The organism is Streptomyces hundungensis (assembly GCF_003627815.1).
Lineage (GTDB): Bacteria > Actinomycetota > Actinomycetes > Streptomycetales > Streptomycetaceae > Streptomyces > Streptomyces hundungensis_A.
Genome location: NZ_CP032698.1, coordinates 4,229,580 through 4,242,167, shown reverse-complemented (window position 1 = coordinate 4,242,167; position 12,588 = coordinate 4,229,580). Strand labels below are relative to the sequence as shown.

The 12,588-nt window shown below is 71.8% G+C and carries 11 protein-coding genes and 1 tRNA gene; 11 read left to right on the top strand and 1 reads right to left on the bottom strand.

Going from position 1 to position 12,588, the window contains the following annotated elements; translation table 11 throughout:
* Positions 1-183: 183 nt before the first annotated feature.
* Together DWB77_RS18910 and DWB77_RS18905 are read left to right on the top strand one after the other, a co-directional pair.
* A complete protein-coding gene (locus DWB77_RS18910) occupies positions 184-1,707 on the top strand; it encodes a S1C family serine protease (protein WP_246033569.1) in 1,524 nt (507 codons plus the stop codon).
* A gap of 51 nt (positions 1,708-1,758) precedes the next feature.
* A tRNA-Ser gene (locus tag DWB77_RS18905) sits at positions 1,759-1,845 on the top strand.
* 106 nt (positions 1,846-1,951) lie between these two features.
* Here DWB77_RS18905 and DWB77_RS18900 read toward each other — a convergent pair.
* A complete protein-coding gene (locus tag DWB77_RS18900; RefSeq protein WP_120722358.1) occupies positions 1,952-2,815 on the bottom strand; it encodes a bifunctional DNA primase/polymerase in 864 nt (287 codons plus the stop codon).
* A 705-nt stretch (positions 2,816-3,520) separates the two neighbouring features.
* On the opposite strand from DWB77_RS18900, the gene DWB77_RS18895 reads away from it, so the two are divergent.
* From DWB77_RS18895 to DWB77_RS18855, 9 genes are all read left to right on the top strand, one after another.
* Complete coding sequence (locus tag DWB77_RS18895) at positions 3,521-3,832, top strand: hypothetical protein (RefSeq protein WP_120722357.1); 312 nt, start codon at positions 3,521-3,523, stop codon at positions 3,830-3,832.
* A 239-nt stretch (positions 3,833-4,071) separates the two neighbouring features.
* Positions 4,072-5,235 carry an acyl-CoA dehydrogenase family protein gene (locus tag DWB77_RS18890; RefSeq protein WP_120722356.1) on the top strand — a complete coding sequence of 388 codons (1,164 nt, stop codon included), beginning with the start codon at positions 4,072-4,074 and terminating at the stop codon, positions 5,233-5,235.
* Between the two features lie 5 nt (positions 5,236-5,240).
* Complete coding sequence (locus DWB77_RS18885; protein WP_246033568.1) at positions 5,241-6,314, top strand: bifunctional MaoC family dehydratase N-terminal/OB-fold nucleic acid binding domain-containing protein; 1,074 nt, start codon at positions 5,241-5,243, stop codon at positions 6,312-6,314.
* Positions 6,314-7,453, top strand: a complete 1,140-nt coding sequence (locus tag DWB77_RS18880; RefSeq protein ID WP_120722355.1) for an acyl-CoA dehydrogenase family protein — start codon at positions 6,314-6,316, stop codon at positions 7,451-7,453. The genes DWB77_RS18885 and DWB77_RS18880 overlap by 1 nt, the downstream gene beginning before the upstream one ends.
* Positions 7,450-7,860: a MaoC/PaaZ C-terminal domain-containing protein gene (locus DWB77_RS18875; RefSeq protein WP_120722354.1), complete on the top strand. Its 411-nt coding sequence runs from the start codon at positions 7,450-7,452 to the stop codon at positions 7,858-7,860. Before DWB77_RS18880 ends, DWB77_RS18875 begins: the two co-directional genes overlap by 4 nt.
* On the top strand, positions 7,857-9,023 hold the full coding sequence (locus DWB77_RS18870; RefSeq protein ID WP_120722353.1) for a lipid-transfer protein: 1,167 nt from the start codon (positions 7,857-7,859) through the stop codon (positions 9,021-9,023). The genes DWB77_RS18875 and DWB77_RS18870 overlap by 4 nt, the downstream gene beginning before the upstream one ends.
* Before the next feature lie 133 nt (positions 9,024-9,156).
* Positions 9,157-10,035 (top strand): DUF1906 domain-containing protein, encoded by an 879-nt coding sequence (locus tag DWB77_RS18865; RefSeq protein ID WP_120722352.1) that lies wholly within the window; start codon positions 9,157-9,159, stop codon positions 10,033-10,035.
* Between the two features lie 142 nt (positions 10,036-10,177).
* Entirely contained in the window at positions 10,178-10,723 is a 546-nt protein-coding gene (locus DWB77_RS18860) for a SigE family RNA polymerase sigma factor (protein ID WP_120722351.1), read from the top strand.
* A gap of 173 nt (positions 10,724-10,896) precedes the next feature.
* Entirely contained in the window at positions 10,897-12,555 is a 1,659-nt protein-coding gene (locus tag DWB77_RS18855) for a long-chain fatty acid--CoA ligase (protein WP_120722350.1), read from the top strand.
* The last annotated feature ends 33 nt before the right edge of the window (positions 12,556-12,588 follow it).

Here is a 12,588-nt window from a genome sequence, read left to right as displayed (position 1 = left end):
GTGGGAAAAGCTGAGCGCAGTCATCCACATCGTGCGGGGTCCGATGTCGGACCCCGGGCGCACCATGGTGGTCACCGAGTCCCACGCCGGTACCCGGTGGCGATGCCGAGCACCGTCCGCACCGCCGTCACCCCGCCCGCCAGACCGTCCCCAAGACCGAGTGGAAACCGAGGAGAGCAAGCTGTGAGCACCGAGAACGAGGGCACCGCGGTCCCGGCCGTCCCGCCTGCCCCGTCGTCTGCACCTGCTGCACCTCCCGCGCCCGCCGCACCCCCCGCCGCCCCCGCGCCCGCCGAGGCGGAGCAGACCCTGGTCCACGGCGCCGTACCGCAGCCGGAGGGGTCGGCTCCGCGCCCCGGCCCCGACCCGGCCACCACGCCGATGCCCGCGACGCCGGACGCCCCGGCCCCCGCCCAGCAGGCGTACGCGGCGCACGAGTCGGCGCCTTCGCAGGGCGGCGTGGGCTGGCCGCCGCCCCCGCCCACGCTCCCCTCCTACGGAGGCGGGGGCCACGGAGGCGAGCCCTGGGGCGCCCCGCAGCCCCCGGCCCCGCGCAGGCGGGCCGGTGGTCTGATCGCCGCCGTGGTCGCGGCCGCCCTGGTGGCCGGCGGGATCGGCGGAGCCATCGGCTACTTCGCCGCGGACCGCGAGGACAACGGCTCGGGCTCCACCACCGTCGCCTCGTCCAACACCCCCAAGGACTTCAAGCGCGACCCGGGCACGGTGGCGGGCGTGGCCGCCGCCTCGCTGCCCAGCGTGGTGACGATCGAGGCCCAGGGCAACGACGGCGAGGGCGGCACGGGCACCGGCTTCATCTACGACAAGGAAGGCCACATCCTCACGAACAACCACGTGGTGGCCTCCGCGGCGAGCGGCGGCGGCAAGCTGTCCGCGACGTTCTCCAACGGCAAGAAGTACGACGCCGAGGTGGTGGGCCGCGCCCAGGGTTACGACGTGGCGGTCATCAAGCTGAAGAACGCCCCGGCGAACCTGAAGCCGCTTTCGCTCGGGGACTCCGACAAGGTGGCGGTCGGCGACTCGACCATCGCGATCGGCGCCCCCTTCGGCCTCTCCAACACCGTCACCACCGGCATCATCAGCGCCAAGAACCGCCCGGTGGCCTCCAGCGACGGCCAGAACTCCAAGGCCTCGTACATGAGCGCCCTCCAGACCGACGCGTCCATCAACCCGGGCAACTCGGGCGGCCCGCTGATCAATTCGGCCGGCGCGGTCATCGGCATCAACTCCGCGATCCAGTCGGCGGGCGCCGGTGGCATGGGCCAGTCCCAGGCGGGCTCGATCGGCCTCGGCTTCGCCATCCCGATCAACCAGGCCAAGAACGTCGCGGAGCAGCTGATCAAGACCGGCCAGCCGGTCTACCCGGTGATCGGCGCCTCGGTCGGCATCCAGCAGGGCAGCGGCCCCGGGGGCGGCGGTCCCAGTGCGACCGACGGCGCGCAGATCTCCCAGCAGGGCAACGCGAGCCAGCAGCCGATCACCCCGGGCGGCCCCGCGGACAAGGCCGGCCTGAAGCCGGGCGACGTCATCACCAAGTTCGGTGACATGCCGATCGACAGCGGCCCGACGCTGATCAGCGAGATCTGGACGCACAAGCCGGGCGACCAGGTCCCCCTCACGTACAAGCGCGACGGCAAGGAGTCCACGGTCACGATCACCCTGGGCGAACGCAAGGGCGACAGCAACTGACCTGTTGCCGGTAGGCTGTAGCCGCTTCCGCCGCTGGTCGACGGGGGCACGGGTGGGTTGCCCGAGCGGCCTAAGGGAACGGTCTTGAAAACCGTCGTGGCAGCGATGTCACCGTGGGTTCAAATCCCACACCCACCGCAGGCTCAGTGAAAGCGCTGATCAGAAGGGGCGTCTCGCATCGCGAGGCGCCCCTTGCGCATGCCTCCTGGGCGAAGGCGGGACCGGTACCGGGCGGGGCGGCCCGTCAGCGGGCCGCGTTCATGCGGGCGGCGGAGGCGATCGTCGCTCGGGCCTCCTGTTCGGTGAGGCCGGTGCGGATCGCGGCGGAGGTGAGCGCGCCCGCCAGCTCCTCGCCGATGCCGTTCTCGTAGGCGCGGCACGCCGCCCAGAACAGCCGGGTGTTGCGCTGCCCCTCGTGGGCGGCCAGGACGAACTGGACCAGGCCGTGCCCCTGGTGGTCTCCGTGGGGCTGGGCGGCGTGGGGCCGGCTCGGCGGGGTCAGCAGGTCGAGGAGGGCGCGGGGGCAGGGGGCCGGGCCGAGGTGGGCGGTGCCGGGGGCCAGCCGGTAGACGCCCCGGGTGCTCAGCGAGCCGGGGCCGACCAGATAGCCACCGGCGCCCCGGATGTCGATGCCGGGGGCGAGCCTGCTCGCGGAGTTCGGCACCACCGTGCCGGGCGGGCCGGTCAGCCAGATGTGCCGGCCCCCGCTCGGAGTGATCACCACCACGGTCTCCGGGATGGTGAACAGGTGGCGCAGCGCCAGGTGTTGGAGGGCCGCCGTGGCGTCGGCCTCCGGGGGCTTGGTGTCGAGGTCGATCCCTATGAGGTGGTGCGGTGGCCGGCCGCAGGCGATCCCGTACCCGGTCGCCCAGGGCGCGGCCGCGAACAGCGCGCGTACCGCGGCCGGGTCGGTGGTGGCGTCGTGCACCCCGTGCCCCGGCAGCCCGCACTCTCCGCGGCAGAGCACCGGCCGGGGATCGTCACGGTGGGGCGAGGGCAGGGCCGGCAGCTTGGTGCGGGAGAGCGGGATGACGGGCAGGCCGCGTTCGGCGGCGGACAGGGCGTGGGCGAGGGCCAGGGTGGCGGCCTGCCGGTCGATGGTGGCCATGGCTCCATGTTCGTACGAATGTTCGAGAAAGGGAATCCCTTTCAGGACAGGGGTGGGAGCGGTGGGCGAGGGGACTTGGCCGGGTTCGAGGGCATCGGCTGACCGGTGGTGAGCGCCGCCGGCCCGGGCGTGGCCCCCGCGCCCCCTCCCGCCGCACCCCCGCGCTCCCTCCCGCCGCACCCCCTCGGTCACTTCCGTCACACCCCCCTCCCCGGTATCGACCCCATCCCCGCTGGGCGACGGGCGGGTGGCGGACAGGTGGCCCTCAGATGACGCCTTGGGGTCCTCGGGTGGGGGGGTGATGGCGGGAGGGGGCGGGGGGTCAGAGCGGTGGCCGGGACGTCGGATCAGGTTGGCCGAATCCGAGCAGAAACGGTTCTCCCCTTGGGAGGGCACGGCTCTCGCGGCCACCCTCCAGCCTTGGCCAGAGCTTTGATGGCGCCTTGGGGGTTTATCGACATGTCCTCACGCTTGCGGGCGAAAGGTGCCCCAATGCCTGGTTCGCCGGGGATTCGGTGGGCAACTCTGATCTCGCGACGTCGTCACAGAGCGTCCGGGGCGGTCGGCCAACTGCCTTGGAACAGGCCGTACTTGAGCAACACGAGCACGGCCCGCGGCGAGCCGAACCACTCGGACCGCCCGCACAACCCGAACCACACGAATCACGCGTATCACCCGCCACATCTGGTTCCTGGAGGAATTGACATGGCAAGCATCCGTACCGCCCGCATCCTCGCCGCCGTTGCCGCGCTGCCCCTGGCCGCCGCCCTCTGCTCGGGTGTCGCCTCCGCCGACAACGGCTCCATCGCGGGCCACGGATCGAACGCGGCGGTGGCGACCGTCAGCGGCAGCGGGGTCGGCCACGACAACCGCGGCAGCTCGTCCACCACGCAGCAGCAGGCGGTGGGCTCCGGCGCCACCAATCAGAGCAATACCGCCCAGGTGAACGGCTCCGCCTTCACCTCGATCAACCAGGGCAACTCCAACGTCGCCGTGAACTTCTTCCGCCTGTGGTGATCCGTCGGCTCCGCTGCCGCGGGGACCGGTCCATAGCCTGAACGGCGGCCCGGGTGACAGTGCTTCGGCACGGCCACCCGGGCCGTCGGCATGGGTGCGGGGGCCGCCTCCGGACGCCCGTGGCCCTGGGGCATTGACAGCGAGGCCATATCTGACGGACAGTCAGAAACCCGATTCGGAGGCCGGCCCGCACCCGCGACGGCCCACCGACGTGTCCGTACGCGCGGAAGGTCACCGTCGTGCACCTCGCCCCGACCCAGCGCCAGGAGCAACTGCGCGCCGAACTCCGTTCGTACTTCGCCACGTTGATGCCCGAGGGGGCGCCCCAGGGCACGGACCCGGAAGCGCAGCGGGCGGTGCTGCGCCGGATCGGGGCGGACGGGCTGCTCGGGCTCGGCTGGCCCGTCGAATACGGAGGTCAGGGCCGGGGCGCCGACGAGCAGTTCGTCTTCTTCGACGAGGCCTACCGGGCGGGCGCGCCCGTCTCCATGGTCACCTTGAACACGGTCGGGCCGACCCTGATGAAGTACGGGACCGCCGAGCAGAAGGCGTTCTTCCTGCCCAGGATCCTGCGCGGTGAGCTCGTCTTCGCGATCGGCTACAGCGAGCCGGAGGCCGGGACCGATCTCGCCTCGCTCCGCACCCGGGCCGTACGGGACGGGGACTCCTGGCTGATCGACGGGCAGAAGGTGTTCACCTCCAACGCCCAGCACGCGGACTGGATCTGGCTCGCCTGCCGCACCGACCCCGACGCCCCCAAGCACCGGGGGATTTCGATCGTTCTCGTACCCACCGACGCGCCTGGGTTCTCCTGGACCCCGATCGAGACCGTCGGAGGCCTGACCACCACGGCGACCTACTACGACGGCATCCGGGTGCCGCTCGGAAACCTGGTCGGGGCGGAGAACGAGGGCTGGGGCCTCATCACCAACCAGCTCAACCACGAGCGGGTCGCGCTCGCCGCCATCGGGATGCAGGCCGAGGATTTCTACGAGGCTGCCCTCGCGTACGCCTGTACACCCGATCCGGTGAGTGCGAGGCGCCCTGTTGACCACGAATGGGTGAAGGCGAAACTGGCTGCCATCCATGCCCGGCTGGCGGTGAATCGCCTGCTCAGCTGGCGTTTGGTGGGGGATGTGGGGGCCGGTGTCCTGGCCCCCGGAGACGCCAGCGGCGTGAAGTTCACGGGAACGGAGTCCGCGGTCGAAACGTATCGAATGTGTCAGGAAATCGTGGGGGACGCGGGCCTGATCCGGGGCGGTTCGCCCGGCGCCTTCGGGGACGGGGAGCTGGAGCGGATGAACAGGGCGGCGCAGATCAACACATTCGGGGGCGGGGTGAGCGAGGTGCAGCGGGAGATCGTCGCGACGATGCGGCTCGGGATGAAGCGGGGGAAGCGGTGAGGGGGGTGGAGAAGGTGGACGAGGCGGAATTCGTGAGCCGGCTGAAGAAGTTCGAGGGCCGTCCCGCGGCGACCGGAGGAGTCGGCAAGGACCTCGTCAACGCGCCCATGATCAGGCACTGGTGCGAGGCGATGGGCGACACCCACCCCGCGTACACGGGGGCGGACGCGATAGCGCCGCCGACGATGCTCCAGGCCTGGACGATGGGCGGCCTCTCCGGGCACGGCGACGGGACGGGCCGCGCCTCGGGCTACGACGAACTGTTCGAGCTGCTCGACGGGGCCGGCTTCACCTCGGTGGTGGCCACGGACTGCGAGCAGGAGTACGTGCGCGATCTGCGGCCGGGTGACCGCGTCACCTATGACGCGCTGATCGAGACGGTGTCCGAGCGCAAGACCACCAAGCTGGGGACCGGGCACTTCGTCACCACGCGGATGGACGTGCGCGCCAACGGCGAACTCGCGGGAACCCATCGCTTCCGCATCCTCAAGTACGTGCCTGCGCAAGCGAGTTCACGCGCCGCCACCGAACCCGAACGGGCCGGTCCGCTCGCCGGTGAACCCGTGCAGTCACGTCCGCTCACCAAGCACCCCGTACGGGCCGGTTCCCCGATTCGCGGGAGCACGGTGCCCGCGGGAGGGGCGGGCGGTGCGGACGGTGGGGGCGGTGCGGTGGCCCGGGTGCTGCGGCCGCGGCCCGTCGTCAACCGGGACAACGCCGGGTTCTGGGCGGGGGTCGCCGAGCACCGGCTGCTCATCCAGCGCTGTCACGACTGCGCCGAGCTGCGCTTTCCCTGGCTGCCGGGCTGCCACGCCTGCGGATCGGGCCGGTGGGACACGGTCGAGGCGAGCGGGGACGGGACGGTCTATTCGTACGTCGTGATGCACCACCCGCCCTTCCCCGCCTTCGACCCGCCCTACGCGGTGGGCCTGATCGAGCTCGCGGAGGGCGTGCGGATCATCAGCAATGTGGTGGGCGTGGAGCCGGAAGCGGTCCGGATCGGGATGCCGGTGCGCCTCGAATTCCTGCGCGCGGACCACGAGTTGGAGCTACCCGTGTTCCGGGCGGAGGCGGCCTGATGGACTTCACGCCCACCGAGGAGCAGGAGGCCGCCCGTCGGCTCGCCGGGCAGATCTTCGGGGACCTCTCGACGCACGAGCGGCTGGCGGCGGCCGGTTCGGGGAGCGATGCCGAGCTGTGGAAGGCGCTGTGCGGCGCGGGCCTGGTGGCGGCGGTCGAGGAGGTCGGCCTTCTCGGCCTGGTCCTCGCCCTGGAAGAGCAGGGCAGAACCACGGCACAGGTCCCGTTCGCGGCCCACTGTGTCTACGGCATCCTCGCGCTCACCGCCCACGGCACGGCCGAGCAGCGCGAGCGGCTGCTGCCGGCCCTGCGGGCGGGCGAGACCGTGGTGACCGGTGCCTTTCCCGCGGCGGAAGGTGGCGTACGGGCCACGGGTGAAGGGGAGTTGAGCGGGTGCGTGCCGCTCGTGCCCTGGTTGCGGGACGCCACCCATGTGCTGGTTCCGGACGTGGCGCGCGGGCTGTGGCTCGTACGGGTCGCCGACGCGCGGGCCGAGCCGGTGGAGACGACCGCGCCCTGGTCGGCGGGGCGGCTCACCCTGGAGGCGGCCCCGGCGGAGCGGGTGGGCGGCGCGGGGGCGTACGAGGACGTGCTGGCGACGGCCCGCACGGCGTTCGCGGGGTTGCAGGCCGGGGTCTGCGCGGGTTCGCTGGCCCGGGCCGTCCACCACACCACCACCCGCGAGCAGTTCGGGCGTCCCCTCTCCACCAACCAGGCCGTGCTGCTGCGGGCCGCCGACGCGTACATGGACACGGAGGCGATACGGGTCACGTCCTACGAGGCGGCCTGGCGGCGGGACGAGGGGCTGCCGTACGGGACGCACGCGCTGACGGCGGCCTGGTGGGCATCCGAGGCGGGCACCCGGGTCGTGCACGCGGGCCAGCATCTGCACGGCGGGCTCGGCGCGGATGTGGAGCACCCCGTCCACCGGCACTTCCTGTGGGGCCGGCAACTGGACGCCCATCTGGGGTGCGGGGCGCGGCTTTTGGCGGAGTTGGGTGAGGCGATCGTCGCCGAGAAGGTGGCGGCGCGCGCCGGGCGGACGGCCGAGCCGCGCCCCTCGGAGGGCGCGTTCGAGAAGGCGGCCGAATCGTGCCCCTCGGAGGGTGCGTCCGGACACGAGGGGGTGCGGGCATGAAGGCGGGAGACGAGCTGGCGCCCCTGGAGATCCCGATCACGCGGACCCTGATCGTGGCCGGGGCCGTGGCGTCCCGCGACTACCAGGACGTCCACCACGACGTGGTGCTCGCGCGGGAGAAGGGGTCCCCGGACATCTTCATGAACATCCTGACCACCAACGGTCTGGTCGGCAGATACATCACCGACCACTTCGGCCCGGCGTCGCGGCTGCGGTCCGTGCGGATACGGCTCGGCGTGCCCAACTACCCCGGCGACCTGATGACGTTGACGGGCACGGTCACGGCCGTGGACGGCGAGGTGGCCGAGGTGCGGGTCGTCGGGGCCAACCGGCTCGGCCACCATGTGACGGGCACGGTACGGGTGGCCGTGCCCGGGGGCCACGTCCTCGGTGGGGCCGCGTCATGAGCGTGCGCGGGGCCGACTCGCTCGGCGGCAGGGCGGCGATCGTGGGGATCGGCGCGACGGAGTTCTCCAAGGACTCGGGGCGCAGCGAGCTGAAGCTGGCCGTCGAGGCGGTGCAGGCGGCGCTCGACGACGCGGGGCTCTCGCCCTCGGACGTCGACGGCCTGGTCACGTTCACCATGGACACCAGCCCCGAGATCACCGTCGCGCAGGCGACCGGCATGGGCGAGCTCTCCTTCTTCTCACGCGTCCACTACGGGGGCGGCGCGGCGTGCGCGACCGTGCAGCAGGCCGCCCTCGCCGTCGCGACCGGTGTCGCCGAAGTGGTGGTCTGCTACCGGGCGTTCAACGAGCGGTCGGGGCGGCGCTTCGGCTCCGGAGTGCAGCACCGCGAGCCGTCGGCGGAGGGCGCGGCCCTGGGCTGGTCCCTTCCGTTCGGGCTGCTCACGCCCGCCTCATGGGTCGCCATGGCCGCCCAGCGCTATCTGCACACCTACGGCCTCACCCCCGAGGCCTTCGGTCATGTCGCCGTCACCGACCGGCGCCATGCCGCGAACAACCCGGCGGCCTACTTCCACGGCAAGCCGATCACCCTGGCCGACCATGCCGCGTCGCGGTGGATAGTGGAGCCGCTGCGGCTCCTGGACTGCTGCCAGGAGACCGACGGCGGCCAGGCCCTCGTCGTCACCACCACCGAGCGGGCCAGGGACCTGCGGCAGCGGCCCGCCGTGATCACCGCGGCCGCGCAGGGCGCCGGGCGCAGACAGGAGGCGATGACCAGTTTCTACCGGGACGAGCTGACCGGCCTCCCCGAGATGGGGGTGGTCGCCCAACAGCTCTGGCGCACCTCCGGGCTCGCCCCCGCCGACATCGACGTGGCGATCCTGTACGACCACTTCACGCCGTTCGTGCTGATGCAGCTGGAGGAGTTCGGGTTCTGCGCTCCGGGCGAGGCGGCCGATTTCGTGGCGGCGGACGCGGTGCCGCTCAACACCCACGGGGGGCAGCTGGGGGAGGCGTATCTGCACGGGATGAACGGCGTCGCCGAGGCGGTCCGCCAGCTCCGGGGCACCTCGGTGAACCAGACGGCGGACGCGGCGCACGTCCTCGTCACGGCCGGCACCGGCGTCCCGACCTCGGGCCTGGTCCTGGGCCGGGACGGCTGAGCGGCCGTCAAAGGGCGGCCCGCGCCGGGTCGGACGGCCGACCGTGTGCCCGTACGGCTGATCCTGCGCCCGTACGGCGCAGGGGGCGGCCCGAGCGGTGGCCGGTGCGGGTGGGGGCCCGTTCACTCGGGCCATGCGCCGCTTCAGACTGACTTCCGCCCCCTCTGTCACCGCCTCCGCCGCCCGCGCCACGGCCCTCGCCGCCCTGACCACCGCCCTCCTCGCCCTGGCCACCCTGCTCGCCCCGACCGCCGCCGCGGACGACGGGTGGGAGTGGGAGGACAGGGTGGCGGACGCCATGTCGTTCCGGGGGGCCGCCTTCGACACCTGCAACACGCCTCCGCTGGACACGATGCGGGCCTGGAAGAAGAGTTCTCCGTACCGCGGTGTCGGCGTCTACTACGCGGGGCGCGGCCGGCACTGCCTGGTCCAGAAGAACCTCAACGAGGCATGGGTGGGTCAGGTGCACGACATGGGCTGGCAGGTGCTGCCCGTGTTCGTCGGGTCGCAGTCCCCGTGCGTGTACGCCGCGAACAAGCAGAAGGTGAAGATCGGCAACCAACCCGTCAAGCAGGGCAGCTCCGAGGGGGAGCAGGCGGTCCAGGAGGCGGCGGAGCTCGGCATCCGCGAGGGCAGCGCCCTCTACCTCGACCTGGAGGCGTACAACGCGAACAACGCGGCCTGCGCCAGGACCACCCTGGACTTCGTGCGGGCTTGGAACCGGGAGGTGCGCGAGCGCGGCTATCTGCCCGGGTTCTACAGCAGCGCCGAATCGGGCGTACGACAGATCGAGCAGGCCAGGGTCGCGGGCAAGAGCGACCTTCCGGCGGCGATCTGGTTCGCTCGCTGGCGCTCCGGCCCCGCCCTCTACCAGGAGGCGGCGCTGCACAAGGACGCCTGGCAGCACCGTCGGATCCACCAGTACGCGGGCAACTCCGACGAGACGCACGGCGGGAAGCGCCTGGTCGTGGACCGCAACGACGTCGACGCGCCGGTCGCGCGCATCGGCTGAGCGCCGGCTGAACCCTGAGGGCCGAGGTTGCGTCCTCCACCTACAGGAGGTGCAGCCAGCCCCACCCCTACAACCTGAGGCGGACATCGCTTCGGGACCTGGGGCCGATCCCGGCGGCCCTTCGCGCTCATAGCGTGGAGCCATGACAACGCCCGTCTGCACCAGCGCCTCCCGAGCGGCGACGCCCTACCACGCGTACTCGTCGTTCTCGTCGTACGTCCGCGCCAGGGGCCCCGTGCTGCTGCGCACCGCGCGCTCGCTGACCGCGAACGCGAGCGATGCGGAGGACCTGTTGCAGACGGCCCTCACCAAGACCTATGTGGCCTGGGACCGGATCGAGGACCACCGCGCGCTCGACGGCTATGTGCGCCGCGCACTGCTCAACACCCGCACCTCGCAGTGGCGCAAGCGCAAGGTCGACGAGTTCGCCTGCGACGAGCTGCCCGAGCCGGAGATCGTGCCCGGCCCCGACCCGGCCGACCAGCAGGTGCTGCACGACGCGATGTGGCGGGCGGTCATGAAGCTCCCCGACCGCCAGCGGGCCATGGTCGTCCTCAGGTATTACGAGGACCTGAGCGAGGCCCAGACCGCCGAGGTGCTCGGGGTCTCGGTGGGCACGGTCAAGAGCGCGGTGTCGCGCGCCCTCGGCAAGCTCCGCGAGGACCCGGAGCTGGAGCCCATACGGTGACGTGCCGTGACGGGTGGGGGTCCGGCAGGCACAGCGTGGCCGGTTTCTCCAGGTAACTTCGCCGATCCACGAGTGTAACTACTCCCGGGTAGTGACATACCGCGCGGTACGTGAGCAGAATCGGCAGACCCTATCGTCATGGAGCGCGCCGTAGCGCTCACCGGGAGGACGCCGTGCTGAGCACCATGCAGGACGTACCGCTGCTGATCTCGCGGATCCTGACCCACGGGTCGACGATCCACGGCAAGTCCCAGGTCACGACCTGGACCGGCGAGGCCGAACCGCACCGCCGCAGCTTCGCCGAGGTCGGTGCCCGGGCCGCCCAGCTCGCTCACGCGCTCCGTGACTCATGCGGAGTCACGGACGCGAGCGCCATCGGCACGCTGATGTGGAACAACGCCGAGCACGTCGAGGCGTATCTCGCGATTCCCTCCATGGGCGCCGTGCTGCACACCCTCAATCTGCGGCTGCCCGCTGAGCAGCTGATCTGGATCGTCAACCACGCCGCCGACCGCGTGGTGATCGTCAACGGTTCGCTGTTGCCGCTGCTCGCCCCGCTGCTCCCCCACCTTCCGACGCTGGAACACCTCGTCGTGTCCGGCCCGGGCGACCGTTCCCTGCTCGACGACATCGACGGCGGGGGCCCTCAGATCCACGAGTACGAGGAGCTGATCGCCGGGCGGCCCACGACGTACGACTGGCCGCAGCTGGACGAGCGCAGCGCCGCCGCCATGTGCTACACCTCCGGCACCACCGGCGACCCCAAGGGCGTCGTCTACTCCCACCGTTCGATCTATCTGCACTCCATGCAGGTCAACATGTCGGAGTCGATGGCGCTCACCGACCAGGACACGACGCTGGTGGTGGTGCCGCAGTTCCATGTGAACGCCTGGGGCCTGCCGCACGCCACGTTCATGTCCGGGGTGAGCATGCTCATGCCTGACCGGTTCCTCCAACCCGCGCCGCTCGCCGACATGATCGAGCGGGAGAGGCCCACGCACGCGGCCGCCGTCCCCACCATCTGGCAGGGCCTGCTGGCCGAGGTCACCGCCCACCCCCGCGACCTCACCTCGATGCGGAACGTCACGATCGGCGGCGCGGCCTGTCCGCCCTCGCTGATGGAGGCATACGACAAGATCGGCGTGCGGCTCTGCCACGCCTGGGGCATGACGGAGACGTCGCCGCTTGGCACCATGTCCAACCCGCCCGCCGGACTCAGCGCGGAGGAGGAGTGGCCCTACCGCATCACCCAGGGCCGCTTCCCGGCCGGCGTCGAGGCGCGGCTCGCCGGGTCCGACGGCGCATTCCTGCCCTGGGACGGGGTGTCGGCCGGCGAGCTGGAGGTCAGGGGGCCCTGGATCGCGGGCGCCTACTTCGGTGGGGCGGGCGGCGAGGACTTCCGTCCCGACGACAAGTTCAGCCCGGACGGGTGGCTGCGGACCGGCGACGTCGGCGTCATCAGCCCGGACGGCTATCTGACGCTCACCGACCGGGCCAAGGACGTCATCAAGTCCGGCGGGGAATGGATCTCCAGCCAGGAGCTGGAGAACGCGTTGATGGCCCACCCCGAGGTCGCCGAGGCGGCGGTCGTCGCCGTCCCGGACACCAAATGGGGTGAACGCCCGCTCGCCACGGTCGTGTTGAGGCCCGGCGCCACCGTCGACTATGCCGCCCTGAAGGCCTTCCTCGCCACGAGGATCGCCAAGTGGCAACTGCCGGAGCGCTGGGCGCTGGTCGAGGCGGTGCCGAAGACCAGTGTCGGCAAGTTCGACAAGAAGGTCATCCGCAGGCAGTACGCGGACGGCGAACTGGACGTGACCGAACTGCGCTGACCGGCAGGTGACGGGGGGAGTTGACGGGGGGCG

Excerpts from the sequence above, each read along its gene's own strand:
- DWB77_RS18865 (WP_120722352.1), top strand. The coding sequence starts at position 9,157 with ATGCGCCGCTTCAGACTGACTTCCGCCCCCTCTGTCACCGCCTCCGCC.
- DWB77_RS18860 (WP_120722351.1), top strand. The coding sequence starts at position 10,178 with ATGACAACGCCCGTCTGCACCAGCGCCTCCCGAGCGGCGACGCCCTAC.
- DWB77_RS18875 (WP_120722354.1), top strand. The coding sequence starts at position 7,450 with ATGAAGGCGGGAGACGAGCTGGCGCCCCTGGAGATCCCGATCACGCGG.
- DWB77_RS18870 (WP_120722353.1), top strand. The coding sequence starts at position 7,857 with ATGAGCGTGCGCGGGGCCGACTCGCTCGGCGGCAGGGCGGCGATCGTG.
- DWB77_RS18900 (WP_120722358.1), bottom strand. The coding sequence starts at position 2,815 with ATGGCCACCATCGACCGGCAGGCCGCCACCCTGGCCCTCGCCCACGCC.
- DWB77_RS18895 (WP_120722357.1), top strand. The coding sequence starts at position 3,521 with ATGGCAAGCATCCGTACCGCCCGCATCCTCGCCGCCGTTGCCGCGCTG.
- DWB77_RS18880 (WP_120722355.1), top strand. The coding sequence starts at position 6,314 with ATGGACTTCACGCCCACCGAGGAGCAGGAGGCCGCCCGTCGGCTCGCC.